19 protein-coding genes and 1 riboswitch are annotated in these 22,990 nt (G+C 60.9%); of the genes, 5 read left to right on the top strand and 14 right to left on the bottom strand.

What is annotated here, in order from left to right; genetic code table 11:
- Positions 1 to 36: 36 nt before the first annotated feature.
- The 3 genes from hda to upp all read right to left on the bottom strand — a co-directional run bounded on the left by hda (position 37) and on the right by upp (position 2,632).
- Positions 37 to 738 (bottom strand): DnaA inactivator Hda, encoded by a 702-nt coding sequence (gene hda / locus BN1118_RS13660; protein WP_016351307.1) that lies wholly within the window; start codon positions 736 to 738, stop codon positions 37 to 39.
- 103 nt (positions 739 to 841) lie between these two features.
- Positions 842 to 1,861 carry a DUF2066 domain-containing protein gene (locus BN1118_RS13665; RefSeq protein WP_043137485.1) on the bottom strand — a complete coding sequence of 340 codons (1,020 nt, stop codon included), beginning with the start codon at positions 1,859 to 1,861 and terminating at the stop codon, positions 842 to 844.
- 144 nt (positions 1,862 to 2,005) lie between these two features.
- Positions 2,006 to 2,632: a uracil phosphoribosyltransferase gene (gene upp, locus BN1118_RS13670; protein WP_043137488.1), complete on the bottom strand. Its 627-nt coding sequence runs from the start codon at positions 2,630 to 2,632 to the stop codon at positions 2,006 to 2,008.
- Between the two features lie 175 nt (positions 2,633 to 2,807).
- On the opposite strand from upp, the gene purM reads away from it, so the two are divergent.
- Both purM and purN read left to right on the top strand, forming a co-directional pair.
- Positions 2,808 to 3,845: a phosphoribosylformylglycinamidine cyclo-ligase gene (gene purM / locus BN1118_RS13675; protein ID WP_043137490.1), complete on the top strand. Its 1,038-nt coding sequence runs from the start codon at positions 2,808 to 2,810 to the stop codon at positions 3,843 to 3,845.
- A 5-nt stretch (positions 3,846 to 3,850) separates the two neighbouring features.
- Positions 3,851 to 4,489: a phosphoribosylglycinamide formyltransferase gene (gene purN, locus BN1118_RS13680; protein ID WP_043556828.1), complete on the top strand. Its 639-nt coding sequence runs from the start codon at positions 3,851 to 3,853 to the stop codon at positions 4,487 to 4,489.
- Between the two features lie 85 nt (positions 4,490 to 4,574).
- Here purN and BN1118_RS13685 read toward each other — a convergent pair whose 3' ends face one another.
- From BN1118_RS13685 to BN1118_RS13705, 5 genes are all read right to left on the bottom strand, one after another.
- Complete coding sequence (locus BN1118_RS13685; RefSeq protein WP_043556652.1) at positions 4,575 to 5,336, bottom strand: Nif3-like dinuclear metal center hexameric protein; 762 nt, start codon at positions 5,334 to 5,336, stop codon at positions 4,575 to 4,577.
- Positions 5,337 to 5,523: 187 nt separating this feature from the next.
- On the bottom strand, positions 5,524 to 6,867 hold the full coding sequence (locus tag BN1118_RS13690) for a sigma-54-dependent transcriptional regulator (protein ID WP_043556653.1): 1,344 nt from the start codon (positions 6,865 to 6,867) through the stop codon (positions 5,524 to 5,526).
- On the bottom strand, positions 6,864 to 7,898 hold the full coding sequence (locus tag BN1118_RS13695) for a sensor histidine kinase (protein WP_043137499.1): 1,035 nt from the start codon (positions 7,896 to 7,898) through the stop codon (positions 6,864 to 6,866). The genes BN1118_RS13690 and BN1118_RS13695 overlap by 4 nt, the downstream gene beginning before the upstream one ends.
- Before the next feature lie 106 nt (positions 7,899 to 8,004).
- Entirely contained in the window at positions 8,005 to 9,426 is a 1,422-nt protein-coding gene (locus tag BN1118_RS13700; RefSeq protein ID WP_043137501.1) for a sigma-54 dependent transcriptional regulator, read from the bottom strand.
- 268 nt (positions 9,427 to 9,694) lie between these two features.
- Complete coding sequence (locus BN1118_RS13705) at positions 9,695 to 10,570, bottom strand: DUF2726 domain-containing protein (RefSeq protein ID WP_043556654.1); 876 nt, start codon at positions 10,568 to 10,570, stop codon at positions 9,695 to 9,697.
- A 192-nt stretch (positions 10,571 to 10,762) separates the two neighbouring features.
- Here BN1118_RS13705 and BN1118_RS13710 point away from each other — a divergent pair, with 192 nt between their 5' ends.
- From BN1118_RS13710 to ppx, 3 genes are all read left to right on the top strand, one after another.
- Entirely contained in the window at positions 10,763 to 11,275 is a 513-nt protein-coding gene (locus tag BN1118_RS13710; protein ID WP_043137512.1) for a glycine cleavage system transcriptional repressor, read from the top strand.
- Positions 11,276 to 11,350: 75 nt separating this feature from the next.
- Positions 11,351 to 13,420 (top strand): polyphosphate kinase 1, encoded by a 2,070-nt coding sequence (gene ppk1, locus BN1118_RS13715; RefSeq protein ID WP_043137514.1) that lies wholly within the window; start codon positions 11,351 to 11,353, stop codon positions 13,418 to 13,420.
- Entirely contained in the window at positions 13,410 to 14,900 is a 1,491-nt protein-coding gene (ppx, locus tag BN1118_RS13720; protein ID WP_043556656.1) for an exopolyphosphatase, read from the top strand. Before ppk1 ends, ppx begins: the two co-directional genes overlap by 11 nt.
- Before the next feature lie 83 nt (positions 14,901 to 14,983).
- Here the strand turns inward: ppx and mgtE are convergent, their stop codons facing one another.
- The 6 genes from mgtE to flgH form a co-directional block, all read right to left on the bottom strand.
- Positions 14,984 to 16,327, bottom strand: coding sequence for a magnesium transporter (gene mgtE, locus BN1118_RS13725; protein WP_043556657.1), 1,344 nt, complete (start codon positions 16,325 to 16,327; stop codon positions 14,984 to 14,986).
- 122 nt (positions 16,328 to 16,449) lie between these two features.
- Positions 16,450 to 16,619, bottom strand: a riboswitch (M-box (ykoK) riboswitch).
- A gap of 223 nt (positions 16,620 to 16,842) precedes the next feature.
- Positions 16,843 to 18,051, bottom strand: coding sequence for a flagellar hook-associated protein FlgL (gene flgL, locus BN1118_RS13730; RefSeq protein WP_043556659.1), 1,209 nt, complete (start codon positions 18,049 to 18,051; stop codon positions 16,843 to 16,845).
- Positions 18,052 to 18,055: 4 nt separating this feature from the next.
- On the bottom strand, positions 18,056 to 20,059 hold the full coding sequence (locus tag BN1118_RS13735; protein WP_043137524.1) for a FlgK family flagellar hook-associated protein: 2,004 nt from the start codon (positions 20,057 to 20,059) through the stop codon (positions 18,056 to 18,058).
- A 3-nt stretch (positions 20,060 to 20,062) separates the two neighbouring features.
- Positions 20,063 to 21,139: a flagellar assembly peptidoglycan hydrolase FlgJ gene (gene flgJ / locus BN1118_RS13740; protein WP_043556661.1), complete on the bottom strand. Its 1,077-nt coding sequence runs from the start codon at positions 21,137 to 21,139 to the stop codon at positions 20,063 to 20,065.
- A gap of 43 nt (positions 21,140 to 21,182) precedes the next feature.
- Entirely contained in the window at positions 21,183 to 22,280 is a 1,098-nt protein-coding gene (locus BN1118_RS13745; protein ID WP_043556662.1) for a flagellar basal body P-ring protein FlgI, read from the bottom strand.
- Between the two features lie 8 nt (positions 22,281 to 22,288).
- Positions 22,289 to 22,960, bottom strand: a complete 672-nt coding sequence (flgH, locus tag BN1118_RS13750; RefSeq protein ID WP_043556663.1) for a flagellar basal body L-ring protein FlgH — start codon at positions 22,958 to 22,960, stop codon at positions 22,289 to 22,291.
- Between the last annotated feature and the right edge of the window lie 30 nt (positions 22,961 to 22,990).

Genomic DNA, 22,990 nt, shown 5'->3' on the forward strand with positions numbered 1-22,990 from the left:
TCAAGGATGCAGCGCAGACAGGCGCTCACCGCCGGCTCAGAGTTCGAGGATCTCTTTGACGAAGGGGATGGTGAGCTTGCGCTTGGCGCGAAATGAGGCGTTATCGAGCTGATTGAGGGTGGTAAGCAGGGTGCGCATGTCGCGGGAGAGTCGGTTGAGCAGGAAGCGGCCCACGTCGATGGGCAATTTGAAGCCCCGCAGCTCGGCACGCAGCTGCAGGGCACTGAGCTTGCCTTCATCATCCAGCTCGTCGAGATGGAAACTCACCCCCCAGTCGAGGCGGGAGGCGAGATCCGGCAACTGCAGCCCCAGCTTGCGCGGGGCGCTGCAACCCGTGACCACCAGAGTACCCTCGCCCTTCTCCTGCCAGCGATTGTAAAAATCGAACAGGGCTCGCTCCCACAGCGCATTGCCGGCGATGGCTTCCAGACTGTCCAGACAGACCAGCGGCAGACTTTCGAGGGCGTCGAGCATGCTGGGATCCAGCTGTTCGAACTGATCGAGGGAGAGATAGGCCGCCGCCGCATCGCGGGCATTGACCTCGGCGCAGGTGGCGTGCAGCAGGTGGGAGCGTCCCGATCCCTTGGCGCCCCAGAAATAGAGGAAAGGTGATCCCTGACCGATGGCCGCATTCTTGAGGGCGGTGATCAGATGAGCATTGTTGCCGGGATAAAAACTGACGAAGGTTTCATCATCCGGTAATTGTACGGCTAAAGACAGTTGGGCCGGTTGCTTCACTCGTTGGGCTTTGACTGTGACATTTGTGGCTGAGTGTATCATCGCAAAAGCAGATAGAGAACCGCCCGGACCTGGCCGGGCGGTTGGTACAAGGCAGAAATGATCAGGGCTGCGACCATTGGTAGCGCAAACCGCTGTCATTATCATCAATCTGGCGCAGCCGGCTCTCCAGTTGCAAGCCACGGATGAGCTCGGCCTTGTCCCCCTGCAATGCCAGGTTGAAGGTGACCTTGTCCCCCTCCAGCTTGCCTATCTCCACCTTGGTGACGCTGGCCATGCCCTGCAGCATCTTCTGCACCGTGATCATGCCGTCTATGCCGGACAAGCCTTCCACCACCAGGGTCTGGCTGGAGGCAACACCCGAGATGCGGGCGCCATAGTTTTGTACCAGCCAGGCCGCCAGCCCATCGGCAAATCCCTGCGCCACCTCGGCCTGGGTGCCGCTGCCGCTGCCGCGGGTCAACTCGGCCAGCTCGCCACCGGCCTTGGGTCCATAGAGGCCCCAGTCTATGCTCCACTTCTCCCCTTCCGGGGTCAGCTTGCCCAGCACCACCATCTCGGCGCCATAACGCTGGCTCGCCTTGAGGATGGGATCGGCGAAGCGGCCCCAGACATCGGTGGCATTGACCGCCATGTTGTCATCGAGATCCATCAAGGGAATGCTGACCGGCAGGCCCATGGCCTGGCTCTGGGTTCGCAGCGCGGCGGCCCAGCCATCGCTGGACTGATCCGGCAGGACGCGGCGCTCTCCCTCATTGATCACCAGCCAGATGGCCACCTGAGGCCGGGCCGGCCCAAGCAGGGCAAATTTGCTTTGGGAGATCAGGGCGTTGACCTTGGCGACGTCAAAGTCGGCCTTGAGAAACTTGACCGGCCCCACATCCTGATAGCCGTAGTGCTGCACATAGTCGCCAGGGGCGGCCAGCGCCTTGACCACGGCCGGTTGGGTGAGGATATCCCGCTTGCCGGTCACCTTGACCAGCACATCCCCCAACGCCTGGGACTGGGCCGCCACCATGTCACCGCTGGTGGGCGCCTTGCCCTGATAGAGATCGGTCACCTGAGCGGCCGAGACCATGAATGACAAGCCGCAGCAGAGGGCGGTCACAACACGTTTGAACATGAGAAGAGTCTCGAAATGGGAGATGGTGCTTATGGTAGCGGCAAGGCGCGCATTGCAGCAAGCTGGAGGGGGATAAACAGCAGAGCCGGCGAGGCGCCGGCTCCGATCACCCCTTCCACGTGGGAAGCGGGTCAATGCATCAACTTACTTGGTACCGAAGATTTTGTCGCCGGCATCGCCCAGACCCGGGACTATGTAGCCTTTCTCGTTCAGACCTTTGTCGACGGAGGCGCAGTAGAGCTCTACATCGGGGTGAGCGGCTTCCAGCGCCTTGATCCCTTCCGGCGCGGCAACCAGCACCAGCACCTTGATGGACTGGCAGCCTTTCTTCTTCAGCAGGTCTATGGTGGCGATCATGGAGCCGCCGGTGGCCAGCATGGGGTCGATGACCAGAGCCAGACGCTCTTCGATGTTGCTGACTATCTTCTCGAAGTAGGGAACCGGTTGCAGGGTCTCTTCATCGCGGTAGATACCGACCACGCTGACGCGGGCGCTCGGCATGTGCTCCAGCACGCCATCCATCATGCCCAGACCGGCACGCAGGATAGGCACGACCGTGACCTTCTTGCCCTTGATCTGGTCAACTTCCACTGGCCCGTTCCAGCCATCGATGGTAACCTTCTCGGTTTCGAAGTCAGAGGTCGCTTCGTAGGTCAACAAACTGCCCACTTCTTTGGCCAGTTCACGGAAACGCTTGGTGCTGATATCGCCTTCACGCATCAGCCCGATCTTGTGTTTGACCAGGGGGTGTTTGACTTCAACGACTTTCATTATTATCTCCTCTAACTGCCGCAAAAAAATCGCGGAATCATACAACAAAAGCCGCCGCTTGTAGAGCTTTTCCACGCAAAAACGCGCAAACGATTTCCTTTCTGCTTTTACCCGGCCACTGTTAGAATACGCCCCGAATTTTACCCTCCACTTCTTTATATGACGGGGAATACGCGTGACTGACAAAACCTCACTGAGCTACAAGGATGCCGGCGTAGATATCGATGCCGGCAATGCACTGGTTGAACGTATCAAGGGCGTGTCAAAGCGCACTCGTCGTCCTGAAGTCCTTGGTGGTCTTGGCGGCTTTGGGGCCCTGTGTCAAATCCCTGCGGGCTACAAGGAGCCGGTACTGGTCTCCGGCACCGACGGTGTGGGCACCAAGCTGCGTCTCGCCATAGATCTGAAAAAGCACGATACCGTCGGCATCGACCTGGTGGCCATGTGCGTCAATGACCTGATAGTGCAAGGCGCCGAGCCGCTGTTCTTCCTCGACTACTACGCCACCGGCAAGCTGGATGTAGACACGGCCGCCGCCGTGGTCACCGGCATAGGTGCGGGCTGCGAGCAGTCCGGCTGCGCCCTGGTGGGCGGCGAAACCGCCGAGATGCCGGGCATGTATGAAGGGGAAGACTACGACATCGCCGGTTTCTGCGTCGGCGTGGTGGAGAAGAGCGAGATCATCGACGGCAGCAAGGTCGGTGACGGCGATGCCCTGATCGCCCTGGCCGCCAGCGGCCCCCACTCCAACGGCTTCTCCCTGGTGCGCAAGATCCTGGAAGTCTCCAAGGCAGACGTGCATCAGCCACTCGGTGACACCACTTTGGCCAACGCCCTGCTGGAGCCGACCCGCATCTATGTGAAACCCGTGCTCAAGCTCATCAAGGAGTGCGAGATCCACGCCCTGTCCCACATCACCGGCGGCGGCTTCTGGGAGAACATCCCACGCGTGCTGCCCGCCAACACCCAGGCGGTGATCGACGAGCAGAGCTGGCAGTGGCCGGCGGTGTTCAGCTGGTTGCAGCAGGCCGGCAACGTCACCCGCCACGAGATGTACCGTACCTTCAACTGCGGCGTCGGCATGATCATAGCCCTGCCTGCCTCCCAGCTGGAGAAGGCCCTGACCCTGCTCAAGGCGGAAGGCGAGAACGCCTGGCACATCGGCCATATCGCCAAGGCTGCCGATGGCGAGGAGCAGGTCATCATCCGATGAGCCCGATGACACGCATTCTGGTGCTGATCTCCGGCAGCGGCAGCAACCTGCAGGCCATTCTCGACAGTTGCGCCAGCGGCAAGATTGCCGGCGAGGTGGTCGGCGTCATCAGCAACAAGGCCGATGCCTATGGTCTGATTCGCGCCAAAGAGGCCGGTGTGGCGACCTCCATTCTGGCCCAGCAGCAGTTTGCCAGCCGGGATGACTACGACCTCGCCCTGCAGGCGTTGATGGCGGACTATAAGCCGGACCTGGTGGTATTGGCCGGCTTTATGCGGATCCTGAGCGCCCCCTTGGTGCGCCACTTCGCGGGGAGGATGATCAACATCCACCCCTCGTTGCTGCCGAAATACCAGGGCTTGCACACTCACCAGCGCGCCATCGACGCCGGTGACAGTGAGCACGGTGCCAGCGTCCACTTCGTCACCCAAGAGCTGGATGGCGGCCCGGTGATCCTGCAGGCCCGCGTCCCCATCTTCGAAGGGGATGACGCGGACGAGGTGGCTGCCCGGGTGCAAGTGCAGGAACACAGCATCTACCCGCTGGTGGTGCAGTGGTTCTGCGAGGGAAGGCTGAGAATGCAAGGTGATGCCGTCCTGCTGGACGGTGCCGCGCTTGGCCCGGCAGGTTATGCCAGCGAGTAGCGGAAACACCGAGATGTGAAAAGGGAGGCCTATGGCCTCCCTTTTTTGTCTTTTGCAGTACAGCGGCCATCGGCCGGCGCAGGACTTAAACCGGATTGTCGATGTCGATAAAGGTGACCTCCAGCCCGTGCACGGTCGCCAGCCACTCCCCCAGCGCCTTGACGCCATAGCGTTCGGTGGCGTGGTGGCCGGCGGCGTAGAAGTGCATGCCCATCTCGCGGGCTGTGTGAATGGTCTGCTCGGAGGCTTCGCCCGAGATGAAGGCATCGATCCCCTGCTCCGCCGCCAGATTGATATAACTCTGGCCACCGCCGGTGCACCAGGCCACGGAGCGGATAAGCGCGGGGCCGCTGTCACCGCAATGCAGCGGTTCACGGCCGAGCCGCTCGGTGATGAGCTTCGCAAAGTCGCTGCCGCTCATGGGCTCTTCCAGCTTGCCCACCATGGCGACACTCTTGCTGTTCCAGGGCTCCAGGCCGCGGCGTACCTTGATGTCCAGCAGCCTGGCGAGTTGCGCGTTGTTGCCCACCTCGGGATGCACATCGAGCGGCAGATGGTAGGCAAACAGGTTGATGTCGTGGGTCAACAGGGTCTTGAGGCGGCGCTGCTTCATGCCGGTGATCTGGGCCGGTTCGCCGCTCCAGAAGTAGCCGTGATGCACCAGGATGGCATCGGCATCGGCGGCCACGGCCGCGTCGATCAGGGCCTGGCTGGCGGTGACCCCGGTCACCACCTTGCGAATGCGCTCGCGCCCCTCCACCTGCAGGCCATTGGGGCAATAGTCTTTGATGGCGTGGGGTTCGAGCAGATGGTTGAGTAGGGTTTCGAGTTTCCGATGAGAGATCATAAGGGTCCCTTGTTGAGGCCAGGCTCCCCTGCTCTACCAATAAAAACAGGGTCCAGGCACAAAGCGCCGAGGACCCCATGATAATCGAGCCAGACCGCCAAGACCATGACAGTTCCCTGGCAGGGCACGCCAGCCGCGCGGATAGAAGCACAGGGTCGCCAGGCTCCAGGCGATGCCCACTCCGAACTCAGGCGGGCAGATCTATCCCAGCCTCCCGCATCTGGGCCAGCTTGTAGCGCAGGGTGCGCGGGCTGATACCGAGCCGGTCGGCCACCGCCTTGCGGCTGCCGTTGCAGTCTTGCAGGGTATCGAGGATGATCTGGTGCTCCTGCTGCTTGAGCTCGCTGCCCAGATGCTCGCTGCCACTGCTGCGCTCGCCGCCGGTGAAGCGGATTTCTTCCTCGTCCACCTCTTCCAGGATGAGGTGCTCGCAGCCGATGAGCCCATCCGGGCTCAGGATCAGGGCACGCTGCACCACATTGTCCAGCTCCCGCACGTTGCCGGGCCAGGGGTGGGCCAGCAGGCGTTCGCGCGCTGCGTCTGCCAGCTGCGGAGTCGGCAACCCCTGCTGGCTGGCATGCAGCGCCAGCAGGTGTTCAGCCAGCGGCAATATGTCGCCGGGCCGCTCCCAGAGCGAGGTCCAGCGCAGCGGGAAGACGTTGAGACGGTAGTAGAGATCCTCGCGGAACAGGCCGTCCTGCACCGCCTTCTTGAGATCCCGGTTGCTGGTGGCGATGACCCGCACATCCAGCGGGATCAGCTTGCGGCTGCCGAGCCGCTCCACCTCTTTCTCCTGCAAGACCCGCAGCAGCTTGGCCTGCAGCCCCAGATCCATCTCGGTGATCTCATCGAGCAGCAAGGTGCCGCCCTGGGCCTGTTCGAACTTGCCTGGGCACCCCTGCACGGCGCCGGTGAAGGCCCCCTTCTCGTAGCCAAACAGGGTCGCCTCCAGCATGTTTTCCGGGATGGCGGCGCAGTTGATGGCGACGAAGGTCTGCTCGGCACGGCTGGAGTTGTCGTGGATGTAGCGGGCCAGCACCTCTTTCCCCGTCCCGCTCGGACCTGTCACCATGACGGTAGCCTCGCTTCGGGCCACCCGGGTCGCCAGCTGGAACAGCTCGGCGGTCTTGGGATCCCCGTAGACCACGGCGCGCTTCTCCACCTTCTGGGCCGGTACATAACGGCTGACCTGGTTGAGCAGTACCTCGGGTGAAAACGGCTTGGCGAGGTAGTCGATGGCCCCTTCGCGCATGGCGCGCACGGCCCCGTCTATGTTGGCGTAGGCGGTCATCAAGAGCACAGGCACCTGGGGATATTGCTGGCGAATGTTGGCCAGCAGGGTCAGGCCATCCATGCCCCCCATCTGGATATCCGAGATCACCATGTCAAAGCTCTGGCGCGACAACGCCAGCAGGGCACGCTCGCCGCTGTCCGCTTCACGGCACTCGTAGCCGCCGAGCAACAGGGTATCCACCAGCGCCTCGCGCAGGCCATTGTCATCTTCCACGACCAGAATACGGGCCTGAGTCATGCGACACCTCCAAGCTGCACAGCTTGCTGATGCAGGGGGAACGACAGGGTAAAGCAGGTGCCTTCAGCGGGCACTGAGGCCACGCTGACCTCCCCCTGATGGGCACGTACTACGGATTGCACCACAGCCAGACCCAGGCCTGTGCCCTGGGAGCGGGTGGTGAAGAAGGGTTCGAAAATCTGGTTGAGCAGGTGGGCGGGCATCCCCTTGCCATTGTCGAGGATGCGCATCTCCACCCGGGCGCCGCTGCGCACCGCACTCACCAGCAAGGAGGTAGCCCCCGCCTGCTGGGCGTTGGCGATCAGGTTGTTGATGGCCCCCGCCAGCGCGTTGCTGTTGGCGAGCAGGCAGAGATCCGGCTCGGGCGCCTCCATGTGCAGCTCACAGCCCTGCTGGTTGCAAAATGCCTCGGCACCGGCCTGCACCTCCGCCAGCAATCCCTGGACCGAAATGGGCGTCACCACCTGGTTGTCACCGTTGCGGGCGAACAGCAGTATGTCGTTGATCTGTTTCTCCAGATCCTTGAGCCGATCCATCAACTTTTGCTGGAACTGGCTGCGCGACTCGGGCTTGAGGGTGCGGTTGGCCAGGTTGGCCGCATAGAGCATGGCGGCGGAGAGCGGTGTGCGGATCTGGTGTGCCAGCGAGGCGGCCATGTTGCCCAGGGCAGACAGCCGCTTCATGTGGTTGACTCTGTCCTGCAGTTTGCGGGTTTCGGTGAGATCCGTGATGAACACCAGCTGACCGGGTTGATCCGGCAGCGGCTGGGTCGAGAGCTGGACCCGACGGCCGTCGCGCAGGGAGATCTCGTGGCCGTCATCCTCACGGGGCTGGAAACAGCGAGCGATGATCTGGCGCCAGGCCTGACCTTCCAGCGGTTCCCCCAGCAGCGCCAGAGCGGCGGGGTTGGCACGGGTGATGCGCCCCTCGCCATCGAGCAGCAATACACCGGTCGGCAGCGCCTGGAAAATGGCGTAGAGCTGGCTCACCTCGTGAGACTGGAGTGGATTGTCTTGCTGCTGGGCTGTCATAAAGCTGACCTCAAACTGGCTATTGGGTCAGGTTATTCAATTTCCATGCCACTAAAATTATCACTAAAAATCAAAGCCTTGAACAAAGGCGTCAAGGCTTTGACCCTTATACTTCCTTGCTCATCCCGTATTTTTTCATCTTCTCCACCAAGGTGGTACGACGCATGCCGAGCAAGTCGGCGGCGCGGGCCACCACCCCGTCCTGGGACTCCAGGGCCTGGCGGATCAGCTCCACCTCGAGGTCGGCCAGCATCTCCTTGAGATTGACCCCCTCCTCCGGCAGCTGCATGGCACGGGAGTGGCTGGCACTGTGCTCCAGCTCGGGGGGATCCTGGAACACGGCGGCCAGCGCGTCGCGCTCATCCATCTCGGTCAGCCGCTCATCCCTCGGCTCACACGGCAGCAGACGATAGCGGCTCGGCAGGTCGGCCACGTCGACTATCTGTTGCGGATAGAGAATGAGCAGTCGCTCCAGCAGGTTGGAGAGCTCGCGCACGTTGCCGGGCCAGGGGTACTGCATCAGGGACTCGAGAGCCCGCTGGGTCAGGCGAATGATGCCCTGATGCTGCTCGGCATGGCGGTTGAGCAGCTCCTGCAGCAGCAGGGGAATGTCGTCGATGCGATCCCGCAGCGGCGGCGTCTCAATCGGGAAGACGTTGAGGCGGTAGTAGAGATCTTCACGAAAGCCCTGGGTGCGGATCATGGCCTCCAGATCTCTGTGGGTGGCCGCTATGATGCGCACGTCCGCCTGGATCGGCTTGCCACCCCCCACCCGATCGAACAGCCGCTCCTGCAACACCCGCAACAACTTGACCTGCATCGGCAAGGGCATGTCACCGATCTCGTCGAGGAACAGGGTGCCACCCTGGGCCAGCTCGAAGCGGCCCCGGCGGGCGGCGATGGCGCCGGTGAAGGCGCCCTTCTCGTGGCCAAACAGCTCGCTTTCCAGCAATTCGGCCGGGATGGCGCCGCAGTTGATGGGCACGAAGGGGCCCCCGCTGCGGGGAGAGAGCTCGTGAATGGCGCGGGCCACCACCTCCTTGCCGGTCCCGGACTCCCCCAGGATCAGCACGTTGGCCTCTGTCTCCGCCACCTGGCTGATGAGACGGCGCACCTCCTGGATGCCCCGCCCCTTGCCCACCAGCAGACGCAGCAGCGCCTGGCCCTTGTCGTGAGTCTGTTGACGGGGATGCAGGGAGACAAACGCCTGACAGAAGTGCAGATGGCGAGTGAGGGATTCGTAGGTGAAGGGAGCTTCGGCGACGCCGATGAAGTTGCTGTTGGGGAAATCCGCCTCTACCAGAGACAGGAAGGGCACCCGGGGAAAGCTGGTCAGCAGCTCATCCAGCGAACGGCCGGTCAAGGTTCCCGCCAGCACCCCTTGCAGCGGGCCGGACGACTCGATGGCTACATCCAGCTCGTTCTCGACTATCTCCTGCCACGGGATCCCCATGAACGAGAGCACAGTGCCCAACTGTTGGCGCCGCTGCGCATCGGCATCAACAATCAATACTCCCATCGCCATCATATACATCCCTCTTATAATCGACGTAACTTATTGTTTTATTGTGCTTATGTGGTCTAGCCACGCACTTTATGCAGGAGGCACAAAGTGCCAAAATTCCGACGCATTGTCAAAAATTGTCGCATTTAACCTAAGTTTATCGACGCAACTGCGGAATAAGATAAATTTTGTCGCCTCTTTTTTTGATGAGAGGCGCCAACAAGCGCAAGAGACGGGACGAGCGGCCACTCATTCCAGGCCCCATGACGAGGCCGGGAACGGCGACAGGGGGTCAGTGACGGGCGTTCGTGTGAGGCGCGGCGTAGCGGCACTCGGGGAAGCGGCTGCAGGCCATGAACAGGCGGCCGGCATGAGGCCCTTTTTTGGCCTCCCGCTCGACCAGCGGGGCATCGCAGCGAGGGCAGTGAGGCGCCTGGTGCGGGTGGTCGTCCTCTTCGTCGTCCACCTCGGCAAACAGGTTGTCCACCAGTTCGCTGTCTGTAGCAGAGACCAGGGCACTCCTGACCGGGGTCGTGACGGTCGACATGGTCGAGGAACTGGAAGGCGAGCGGCCGCCATGACGGGTCTCTTCCGTGTCGACGCCATCGAGCAACAGGGGACTGAAGGTCGGCTCGCGACGCTCGCCCGGCATCAGATCGTCGGCCAGCGGCGCGGTCGTCTTGATCAGCAGCGGCAGGATCAGATCCCGCAGCTCTTCCACCTGATAGTGGCTGCTTGCCGGGATCTGCAGCAGCGGCAAGCCGGCGCTGTCAAAGGCAGCCTTGAGGAAGCTGTCCCTGGCTCTGCGCTTCTGCTGGCGGTGGGAACTGTCATCGAGTTCGATGGCGCAGATGAAGGAGAGATCGGCCGGGTGGCAGAGCAGGTAATCCAGGTGCTTGGCGCTGATCTTGTTGAACGCCTGCTGCCACTTGCTCTTGCCCATGCCCGCCTCAGGGGTGAGCACATCGGCCACCCGCACCTTGGCAAACACCCGGGCCTTGTCACCGACCGCAAGATCCAGCACGCCGAGGAAGGAGCGCTCGGCCGGACTGAACAGGGTCTCCTGCACATCATAGGGCAACGGCTTGCCTTTCTTGCCTCGGGTCCAGAAGACCGCCAGCAGGAGCAGCACCAACAACACCAATCCCGATACGACAAGGGTATTCATGAGCGCACTATCCAGTTCACAAAACAAAAGAGGGGCATCACTCTACCACAGGGGCTCAGTGGCAGGCAGCGCTGAAACATGGCCCGCCCCCTCCCTTCTGCGCTTTTTCACCCTATTTACGCCGGGCGGGGCTTCATATGGCCTGTCACAGCAGGCACAATGCTACAGAAACCCAATTCCAAGGAGAGCAGGATGCAAAAGCAATTGGTCGTGACAGTAATAGGCACAGACAAACCCGGCATAGTCGAGAGTCTGGCGGATGTCATCACTCAGCAGCAGGGCAACTGGCTGGGCAGCTCCATGAGCGAGCTGGCGGGGCAATTTGCCGGCATCCTGCACGTGACAGTACCCGACGAGCACTACCGCAGCCTGTGCGAGGCGCTAGTGATGCTGCCCGGCCTCACCGTCAGCTTTGCCGAAGGCCAGCCCGGCCAGGAGCCGGAGCGTCAGGTGATGCTCAGCGTCACCGGCAACGACAGAGCCGGCATAGTCCACGAAGTGGCCAGCATATTGCGCCAGCTCAACATCAACGTGTCCGACCTCACCACGGGTTGCGAGCCGGCCCCCCACTCCGGCGCCCCGCTCTTCTACGCCCATGCCCTGGTGGCCCTGCCACCCCAGCTCGAACTCGACGATCTGATCACAGCGCTGGAGTCTCTCTCCGACGATCTGGTGGTCGACATAGACCAGGCGTTCGCCGACTGAGCGGATGGTCATCACACTGTCATATTTTCACGCCATTACTGCCGCGCAGACGCGACCCGACCACAGAGGCATCACATGAGCACCGACAAGCAGTATGAAGAGAAAGAGCTGAGCTGGCTCTCATTCAATGAACGGGTGTTGCAAGAGGCAATGGACAAGACGGTGCCCCTCATAGAGCGGGTCCGTTTCCTGGGGATCTTCTCCTCCAACCAGGATGAGTTCTTCAAGGTGCGGGTGTCGGACGTCAAGCGCCGCATCCTGATCAACGAGGTGCACGGCGGCGACGACGAGGCCAAGGTGCTGCTGCGCGCCATCCAGCAGAAGGTAATGGCGCTCGGCGAAGCGTTCGACAACACCTACAAGGAGCTGTTGATAGCGCTGGCCCGCCACAACATCTTCCTGGTCAACGAGAGCCAGATCTCCGAGTCGATCCAGCAGTGGCTGCGGGTCTTTTTCAGGGAGAAGGTGCTGCGCCACATCATCCCTATCCTGCTCAACAAGGAGGTCAACCCGGTCAAGTTCCTCAAGGACGAGTACACCTATCTGGCCATAGAGATGAAGAAGAATGGCCAGGTGATCCAGTACGCCCTGGTGGAGGTGCCGACCGACGATCTGCCCCGCTTCTTCCAGCTGCCGCCGGAAGGCACTCGCCGCAAGAAGCAGATCATCATTCTGGACAACGTCATCCGCTTCTGTCTCGACGAGATCTTCAAGGGCTTCTTCGACTACGACGAGATAGCCGCCTACGCGGTCAAGCTGACCCGGGATGCCGAATATGATCTCTCCGACCAGCTGGATCTCAGCCTGGTGGACAAGATGAGTGACGGCTTGAAGCAGCGCCTCACCGCCATGCCGGTGCGCTTCGTCTACGAGCGGGAGATGCCCGCGGCCATGATAAGCTTCCTGAAGCTCAAGCTGCAGATCAGCTCCTACGACGCCATCATGCCGGGCGGGCGCTATCACAACTTCAAGGATTTCATCGGCTTCCCCAACGTGGGCCGGGATTATCTGGAAAACCCCAAGCTGCCGGCCCTCGATTGCCGCGACTTTGACGGCTTCGTCAACGCCTTCGATGCCATCGCCAAGCAGGACATACTGCTCTACTACCCGTATCACAAGTTCCACCACTTCACCGAGCTGGTGCGCCAGGCGGCGTTCGATCCGGCGGTCAGCGCCATTCGCATCAACATCTACCGGGTCGCCAAGAAGTCGCGCATCATCCACTCCCTCATCGATGCCGCCAACAACGGCAAGAAGGTGACGGTCGTCGTCGAATTGCGCGCCCGTTTCGACGAGGCGGCCAACATCGACTGGGCCAACATTCTCACCGACGCCGGGGTCAAGGTGGTGTTCGGAGTGCCCAGCCTCAAGATCCACTCCAAGCTCTGCCTCATCACTCGCCACGAACATGGCGAGGCGGTGCGCTACGCCCATATCGGCACCGGCAACTTCAACGAGAAGACGGCGAAGATCTACACCGACTTCTCCCTGCTGACCCGCCACCCGGACATCACAGCCGAGGTGGAGGGGGTGTTCGAATACATCGAGTATCCCTATAAACGTTACAAGTTCAACCACCTGCTGGTCTCCCCCATCAACAGCCGCCGTCAGCTCTATCGACTCATCGACAACGAGCTCTCCAACGCCAAGGCGGGCCAGCCCAGCGGTATCACCCTCAAGATCAACAACCTGGTGGACAGGGATCTCATCAACCGGCTCTATGCCGCCGGCCAGGCCGGGGTGCCGATCCAGATGATCATCCGTGGCATGTGTGCCCTGCGCCCCGGCGTGCCGGGTCTGAGCGACAACATCCAGGTGATCAGCATCATAGACCGCTTCCTCGAGCATCCACGGGTCATGGTGTTCCACAACAAGGGCAACCCCCAGCTCTATATCTCCAGTGCCGACTGGATGAGCCGCAACATAGATGGCCGGATCGAGGTGGGAACCCCCATCTACGACGAGCGCCTCAAGCAGCGCATCCTGGATATCTTGCAGCTGCAGCTCAGCGACACCTGCAAGGCAAGGGTCATAGATGCAGACCAGCAAAACGCGTATGTGAAACGGGGCAACCGCCGCAAGATCCGTTCTCAGGTCGCGATTTACGACTACCTCAAACGCATAGAGTCAAACAATGGACAATAGCCTGTACGCCGCCGTGGATCTTGGCTCGAACAGTTTTCACATGGTGATCGCCCGCCTCAACGAGGGACGTCTGCAGATCGTCGACCGCATCAAGGAGCGGGTCCGGCTGGCGGAAGGAATGGATGCACAGCGCCGCATGTCGGTGGAAGCCATGGGCCGGGGGCTCGAGTGCCTCGCCCTGTTTGCCGAACGACTGACCAACATCAAGCCGGATCAGATCCGCATTGCCGGCACCTATACCCTGCGCCGCGCCAGCAACGCCCGCGAATTCGTGAGCGAGGCAACCAAGGTGCTGAACCATCCCATCGAGATCATCAGTGGTCAGGAAGAGGCGCGCCTCATCTATCAGGGGGTTGCCCATACCCAGCATATCGAAGGCCAGGTGCTGGTGGTGGACATAGGCGGTGGCAGCACAGAGCTCATCATAGGCGAAGGCTTCGATCACAAGGCGCTCACCAGCCGCAAGATGGGTTGTGTCAGTTTCACCCAGAGCTTCTTTGCCAACGGCAAGCTGAGCGAGAAGGCTTTCAACAATGCCGTACTGGAGGCACAGCATCAGCTCGCCCCCATCATCAACCAGTATCGCAAGCTGGGCTGGCAGAGTTGCCTCGGCAGCTCCGGCTCGATCCGCACCGTGCGCGACGTGCTGCAGGGGGAAGGCTGGACCGATGGCGCCATCACGCTGGCGGGGCTGGAGCGGCTCAAGCGGGAGATGCTCGACCACAAGCGGGTCGATCAGTTGAAGCTTGCCGGCCTGACCGAGGAGCGCCAGGAGGTGTTTGCCGCCGCCGTGGCCATACTGCTAGGGCTCTTTACCTCCCTACCGATCGATCGGATGGAGTATTCGGACGGCGCCCTGCGCGAAGGGCTGCTGTACGAATTCGAGGAGCGCTTGCAGCACCACGACATTCGCGAGCGTACCGCACTGGCGCTCTCCACCCACTATCGTATCGACAAGCGTCAGGCCAACCGGGTCGAGCAGAGCGTGTTGACCCTGTTCGATGCGCTGAGCGGTCCCTGGGAGATGCAGGAGGAGCCCTACCGCGCCATTCTCGGCTGGGCGGCGCGACTGCACGAGATTGGTCTGGCCATCAACTACAGCGGCATCCATCGCCACTCAGCTTACATCTTGCAGAACACGGATCTGCCCGGCTTCAACCAGGACGATCAGGCCCTGCTGGCGGCCCTGGTGCGGTTTCAGCGCAAGGGGCTCAAGCTCTCAGAGCTCCCTCCCCTGCCCAACCACGACGAGCAGACTGTGCTGCGTTGCATTCGCATCCTGCGCCTCGCCGTGGCGGCGCACCACAGGCGCCAGGACAACCTGTTGCCGGAATGGAAGGTACAGGCCGCCGAAGATCAGCTGGTGGTCACCCTGCCGATAGATTGGTGCGACGAGAACCGCCTGCTGATCCAGAACCTGGAGAAAGAGCACCGTTATTGTCAGGAGCAGGGCTGGCCGCTGCTGTTTCAGCTCAGCTGATCCCGCCTGTTCGGCAGGTAGACAAGCAAAAAGGCAGCCCAGGCTGCCTTTTTGCTGTTTGACTCATCCGCGTCAGGTGCGGGTTACTGCAACTCGGGCAGCAACAACTTGGCCATCTCGAAGTAGATGATGAGGCCGGTACCGTCCACCAGGGTGGCGATGAAGGGGGCAGACACCACGGCCGGGTCAATCCGGAAGCGACGCAGCACCATGGGGATAATGGATGCCACAGTGGCGCTCCACAGCACGATGGCGATGATGGTAAAGGTCACAACCATGCCGATCTCGGGACCGACGCCCAGGCTCCAGGCCCGGATCCAGGCTGCCACTGCAATCGCCGCCGAGATGAGCAGACCGGTGGAGAGCTCCTTCTTCAAGACAGTCCCCAGGTTGCGCATGCTCACTTCGCCAACCGCCATGGCGCGCACTATGGTGGTGGTGATCTGGGTACCACTGTTACCGCCGGTACCTATGAGCAACGGGATGAAGAAGGCCAGCGCGATGGCGGCTTCCAGCTGCTCCTCGAACGCCCGCAGCACAGTACCCGTATAGGCTTCGGCCACGAACAGGATCAACAGCCAGCCGATCCGCTTGCGCCACAACTGCCAGGGGGTCGCCTGCAGATAGGGAGTATCGAGCGGCGAGGAACCACCCTGCATCTCGGCATCCTCGGTGGATTCGAGCTCCAGGATGTCGGCGGCATCATCCACATGGAAGATACCCACCAGCTTGCCCTGCTCCTCCACCGGCAGGGTCGAGATGTCGCGGTCGATCAGCAGGCGTGCCGCCAGCTCCTGATCCGCCCTGGCATTGATGCGCACCGTATCCCTGTCCATCAGCTCGCTGACCGGCAGCAGAGGATCCGCTATCAGCAAGGATTTGAGCGCTATGCTGCCGAGCAGGCGATTCTCGGTGTTGACCACATAGAGGTGCTGGAACAACTGGGCGTTGTCCCAGGCATCGTGGATCAGCTGCTTGGCACTGCCCACCGTCTCCTGATCTCCGATGGCCAAAAATTCATGGCGCATGTTGGCACCGACCGATTCGGTCGGCCAGTCGAGCAGGGAGTAGAAGGTGGACTGTACCGGCTCCGGGAAGCGGGAGAGCAGCATGGTGCGATCGCTGCTACCGAGCCGGCGCAGTATGGCCAGCATGTCGCGACGGGGCATGGCCCCTTGCAACAGGCCGACTATGCTGGCGTGCAGCCGCATCAGCAGACGTCCGGCACAATCGGCCGACAACGAGCTGAGCAGCGCCGCACCTTCGGCAATGGGCAGGGTATCGAAGATGCAGTTGAGCTCTTCCGGACGCAGGGTCAGCAGTTGATCGGCACGCTGAACCGGATCCAGATTATTCTCCAGCCAGCCCTGCAGGGCGGCCAGATCGAGCAGTTGATGACGATTGAGTAGAGTCTGTGTTTTCTTCATCACAAATGACCTCATGTGATTTCAGGCTAAGCCTGAGCGCGATCGGATATCCGCTCGCTGTCTGAAAGAAAACAGCAATTTGATTGACGAGTAATAGGCAGGAAATGACGCCGTCCGGCGTGTCATCATCCCCACGTACCAGCTTTAGCACTGTATAACGTATCCGGCATGCCGGAAGCCACTTGGGTTTACACCTTAATCCGATGAAAACTGTCCTGAGCTTGGGCGTCTCTCGACGTCGTGAGATCAGTGGCCTTTGTTTATACAGGAGCCTCGCCTAACGAGATGCTGCAACAAAAAATCAGCACAACCCTCTGTTGTGCGGGCTGAATGATTATCGAATGCGCTGTGTGAGTCAACCCGACAGGGAGGGCTAAATGGCCCACTGCAACAGCTTGTTACAATTGGAGAAAAAGAGGATTTAAACGAGGATATATCAGGGCGGGGCAAACCAGATACGGATGGCCCCCCCTGTTCATCGCGTCCCGAAATGCGCTGAACAGGGGTGGAAAATATCAACGAATATAGTCAAACAGGGTCAGTTTGCTTATTTTGCTGAAGGAGAGCTGGGAGGCGCTCAAGGCCGCATCCTCTTTGGACAAGGCGGCAATGACTTCATACAAGTCCGCCTCGGAAACCTTGGCCCTGGCCTGCTGATTGAGGGTACTCAGCCCCTCGTTCGAGCCCAATACCTGCTCCAGGCTGTTCATTCTGCCGCCAATCTCACCCAGCCCCTGATCGACATTCAGCCGGGCATTTTTCATGTGGGAGGTGGCATCCGCCACCTTCACCTGAAAGGTGTCCGGGGTGATGTTGGGATCCTGCAGCGCCGTAATGAAGTCGGACATGCCATCCAGAATGTTGTTGTTCTGGGGCGGGTCCAGCACAAAGTTTTGCGCCGCGCCCCCTGCGGGCAGATCCAGGGTCAGCTCCAGGCCATTGAAGGGGATCTTGTTGCCTGCCACATAGTCACCGCTTTGCAGCAGGGTGCCGCCGCCATCCCGTATCTCATAGGTATCCGGTGCGCCCGCCGCCGTGGTCACCGTATATTGGTTGCTGGCCAGGGCAGGGTCATAGTTGTTGCGATAGAAGCTGTCGAAGTTGCCCTGATCGGCCACTCCGACCTGAATATTGGCGCTGCCCGCACTGCTGGTCCTGCGGGTCGGCACGATTTCAAACAGATTGAAGCCGGAGTCATTGGCCGCGATTTGCACCGTCGGAGAGACCTGGATATTGCGCTGGCCTGTATCCCCCTGGAAGAGGTAATTGCCGCTGGCATCCTTGACGAAGGGCTGGGTCTTGCTCTGGTTGCCACCAAAAATGAATTCGCCCTGGGAGTTCTTGCTGTTCATCAGATCGAACATCTGCTTTTGCAAGCCTTCCAGCTCGCTGGCGATCGCCTTGCGATCATCGAACCCCACCGCCGAGTCATTCGCCTTCTGGATCAGGGTCTGGGCGCTGGTCATGGCGGTATTGAGCGCGGTCAGCACTGTCTCTTCATGGCCCAGGCTGTTCTCAAGCAGGCTGCCATTGACGCCATACTGCTTGAACAGGTCTATCTCCTTGGTCAGCGCCATCTTCTGGCTCATGCCGGAGGGGTCTTCTCCCGACGTCTTGAATTTATCGCCACTCTGCAGCTGTTCATAAGCCGTGCTCAGTCTTTCATTGGCGTTGTTCAGGGAAGAGATATTCCGGTTATAGACCATGTTGGTGGTGATACGCATGAACTTACCTCACTGATGACAACAGGGTGTCGAAGATGGTCTTGGCCGTGCTGACCACCTGGGCCGATGCCGCATAAGACTGCTGGTAGCGGATCAGGTTGGCCGCCTCTTCCTCGAGACTCACCCCGGAGACACTCTCGAAAATACTGGTGCTCTGGGTCAGCTTGGCCTCGTTGGCCTTGAGCAGCGTCTTGGCCTGGCTGGTGTTGTTGCCCACCCCTGTCACCAGGCCGGAATAGGCCTCGTTGAAGGTCATCTTGTCATTGCTGGTGCCCGTATTGGTGCTCTTGCGCACCAGATCCTTGTTCTGCAGCTCGGCCAGTGCCAAGCCATTGGCGTTATCGGCGAAACCATCCTGATTGTAGCTCAGGGTGAAGCTGTCTTTGGGCTCCACGGTCCCGGTGATACTGAACTCGTAGCCGGGTGTCTGCTGCGGATTGGCGTAGACATTGGCCCCGGCCGGGAAGGGATTCACGATGGCCGACATCAGGTTCTGGCCCTTGCTGGAGGCCGGTGCCACCCCTATCAGGGTGGTGCCATCCGCCGCATACACTTCATAGTTGCCGCTGTTGTCGACCTTCACCACCTGGGGAGCCGTCGGATCCAGGGTATTGGTACCAAAACCCGATCCCGTGCTGGTGTTGAAGATGCCGTTGAGCTTGATCTCGGCAGAGCCGAAGTTGTTCTTGCTCTTGTCCGCCTTGAGGGGCGATGCCAGCGCCAGATCCTCGGGGCGGGTGGCAAGCTGCCCCAAACCGGCAGCCGCCCGCTTGGTCGGCTGCAGCAGGATGCGATCCCCTGCCGCCGGCGTGCCGGACAAGTCAATCTCGATGCCATGGCCCGGGAGCTGGAACTTGGCCGGGGGCGTGGTGCCCGTCGCCAGCGAGGTACGATTGCCATCCTTGTCCAGCGAAAACACCTCGTAACCTGTGGCGCTGCTGAACTGTACCTCGTAATCGAAGGTGGTCACTTCACTGCCCTTGCCGGGCACGAAATTGACCTTGGCGGCACCCGTACCTGTGTTCTGGTCATAAGGCAGGCCATCGCTGACGCCGAGGGAAAAGAGATCCCCCCCCAGCTCGTTATCCAGATCCATGCCCAGCCGGTTCTGCTGGTTCATGGCATCGGCCATGGCCGCGGCCAACTGCCCCAGTTCGCGCTTGGCCGGCTCCAGATCGCGGCGGGCGGAGAACAAGCCCCCCACACCGCCACCCATGGTGCTTTCGTTAATACTGGTTTTGTTGGTTCCTGCAATCAGCTGCAGCTCGGACTCGCGGGAATCAGGATTACCCGGCACGACGCTGAACTGGGCCACCCCGCCATTGAGTACCAGGGAGTGACCCGTGCTCATGTTGACCAGCATGCTGCCATTGGCCTGGGGCACAGTGCGGATCTCCATCTTCTCGGAGAGCTGGCGGATGGCTTCATCCCGCTGATCGAACAGCATCAGGTTCTCTTCCGGCGAGCCCTGGGTACGAATGATGGCCTGGTTCAGATCGTTGATGCTGTTGATGAGACCGTTCACCCGCTTGGTCTCGTCACCTATGGTGGTGTTGATGGTGTCGGTCTGCTTGTCCAGCTGGGCCGACAGGGTATGAAAGCGGTTGACCATGCCGCTGAGCTCGCTCAGGGTGGTCTTGCGGCCGGCAATGTCGGCCGGCGCTTCGTTGGCGGTGTGAAACGCCTTGAAATAGGAGGTAATGGCGGCACCGACGCTGTTGCTGGTATCCCCCAGCAGGGTATCGGTATTGGAGAGCTGCTCGTAGTGGGTGGCCGAGGCAAAATAGGCGGAGGTATCGCGCCGTACTTCGCCCTGGGCATAGGCATTGATGACCCGCTCGGTCAGCATGTCGCCCGTGCCCAGACCGACGGAATTGGTATAGATCAGGGTACGTTCACGCACATAGCCCTGGCTATTGACGTTCACTATGTTGTTACTGGTGGTCTGCAGCAGTCGCTGCTGGGCCATCACACCCGAGGTACCAATTCCAAGCAGATCGCTTGCCATGACTTACAGCTCCATTTCGGTGTACTGGGCAATGGCATCACTGCGCAATACTTGTTTCAGTTTCCTGGCGTACTGGGGATCCGTGGCATATCCGGCCTGTTGCAGGGCTTCGAAGTAACGATCCGGGTTGTCCACCTTGGCCAGGGCGCCCTTGTAACGGGAGCCCGAGGTCAGGAAATCGACATAGTCGTTGAAGCTCTCCTCGAACGACTCGTAAGAGCGAAACGATGCCTTCTGACGCGAGGCCACCCCTTGCTCATATTCCAGGGTGCTGACCACCGCCTTGGGACCTTCCCAACGCGGATCGGCCTTGATGCCGAACAGGTTGTGAGTCACCTGCCCTTCCCCGTCCTTGATCACCCGCTTGCCCCAGCCGCTTTCCAGCGCCGCCTGGGCCACCAGCACCGCCGGGCTCAACCCCAGCTTGTCCGCCGCCTTCTTGGCAAGCGGCATCAACCGATTGACGAACTCTTCCGGGGTTTCAAACACTTGCGCCGTCTTGTCCAGCGCCTTGGTTCCCTGTGCAGCCTGCCCCCCCTGCGCGGCCCCCATGGGGGGAACCGTGCGACGGGGGCGATGCGGCACAGCCAGTGGCTCGGCATCGGCACTCATCTCTTTGTCAGCAAAATCTTTGCCAACTTTTGAGGCGGAGATGAGATCGTTAGGGGCAGAGGTGGGCGGCTGGTAGGGTTTGTAGACCCGTTCGGTGCGTTGCGGCATCTTGAGCACACGCCCATCGTGACGGGTAAAGGTCTCGGGTGAGAGCTGCTTGGCCACCATCTCGGCCAGCCCCATGCCTCCCTTGCTGGTCATGTCGGCGACCCGCTGTTCATCCAGCATGCCCTCGTAGAACTGGGTGTAGCTGCTGTTCATGGGGTTGTCCTGGGTCAAAGCCTGGTTGGCCTGACGCATGCCCTGAAACAAGGTCTGGGTGAAGATGGACTCGAACTGGCGAGAGGCAGCCATGAGCGCATCGGCCTTGCCCTCTTTGCTCTGGCTCAGCTGGCGCAGGCGATCCAGATTCTGGATATCCTGCACCATGCCCATATTCACGCCGCTGTTGGTGTCGAACTCTGCCATTTTGCTTACCTCATTGCCGCCCGTGGCAACCCCTTGCCGCTTGTTACAATATGACCAGCTGACCTTCGATGGCGCCCGCCTGTTGCAACGCCTCCAGGATCGCCATCAGATCGCCGGGCGCCACCCCGACCTGATTCACCGCCCGCACCAGATCATCCAGGGTCGCGCCGGTATCGAGCTTGAACATGCGTCCCTGCTCCTGTTGCACGTTGATGGTGGAGTTGTTGGTGACCACCGTCTGGCCGCCCGAGAGCGGGTTGGGCTGGGACACTTGCTTATTCTCGGCTATGGTGACCGTCAACCCGCCGTGGCTGATGGCCGCCGGTTTGAGCCGCACCTGGCTGCCGATGACTATGGTGCCGGTACGGGAATTGACTATGATCTTGGCGGCCTCGCTGGCCGGGTCGACTTCCAGATTTTCGATGGTGGCGAGGTAGGAGACCCGCTGCCCCGGATCCCGTGGCGCATAGACCTTGACCGAGGTCGCATCGAGCGCCTGCGCCGTGTTGGGGCCCACCAGATCGTTGACCACGTCCGCCAGCCGGCGGGCCGTGGTGAAATCGGGTCGATTGAGGTTGAAGGTGATGGTATCGCCCTGGCTGAAGGAGTTCGGCACTTCCCGCTCCACGGTCGCGCCGTTGGCAATGCGGCCCACGGTCGGCGTATTGACCACCACCTTGGAGCCATCGGCCCCTTCGGCGCCCAGACCGCCTACCACCAGGCTGCCTTGCGCCACCGCATAGACACGCCCGTCCAGCCCCTTCAGGAAGCTTTGCAGCAGGGTGCCGCCCCGCAGGCTCTTGGACTCGCCGATGGCCGATACCGTCACGTCTATGGTCTGACCCGGCTTGGAGAAGGGGGGAAGATCGGCATGGATGGCCACAGGCGCCACATCCTTGATCTTGGGCTTGATGTTGTCCGGCACCTTGATGCCGAAGTTGTTGAGCATGGTGCGAAAGGTCTGCTCGGTGAAGGCGTTGTTTTTCTCGCCGGTACCAGGCAAGCCGACGACCAGACCATAGCCGATCAACTGGTTGTTACGTACCCCTTCCACCGAGCTGATGTCCTTGATACGGGAGGCGTGGGCCACTCCCAAGGGCATCAGGCAGCAGAGCAGGGTCACAAGACGGAGTGACTTCATAACATCTCCTAGAGCGGCCACCAGGGGCCATTGAAAAAGCTGGTAAGCCACCCCTGCTCCTGACTGTTGGCCAGATCGCCGGTACCGCCGTAATGGATGCGGGCATTGGCGACCCGCTGTGACGACACGCTGTTCTCGGACGTCACATCTTCGGGGCGGATCATGCCGGTGATCCGGATATATTCGTTGCCATTGTTGAGCATGATCCACTTCTCGCCGCGCACTATCAGGTTGCCGTTGGGCAGCACCTTGGCCACGCTGACCGAGATATTGCCCTGCAGGCTGTTGCTCTGATCCGCCTTGGCCTGCCCCTTGAAGGCGCTGTTCTGACCCAGCGATGCCGACAGGTCATAAGGGCCTGCCGTGACCGGCACACCGCCCAGGGAGACCTGATCCAGGCTCAGCTTGTTGTCCTTGCCGCTCTGGGTATTGGCTTTCTTGGAGGCAGAAGTCGACTCAGCCAGCTCTATGGTGATGATGTCGCCCACCTTGTGCGCCTTGATGTCCGAATAGATGCCGTTGACCTGATCCGGTTGAAAAATGGCCCCGGTCGGTCTGACGGAGACAGGCTCAGATTCCCCGTACACAGGGGAGAATTCGGGGTCATCTGGCTTGGCCGTGTTGGGGGTGCTGCTGCAGCCCCCCAGCGTCAGCAGCCCCAGCATCCATATGGCTTTCATCATGCGCCTCCTACCGATGTGCGCGAGATC

Origin of the sequence: Aeromonas bestiarum, assembly GCF_000819745.1 — a bacterium.
Lineage (GTDB): Bacteria > Pseudomonadota > Gammaproteobacteria > Enterobacterales > Aeromonadaceae > Aeromonas > Aeromonas bestiarum.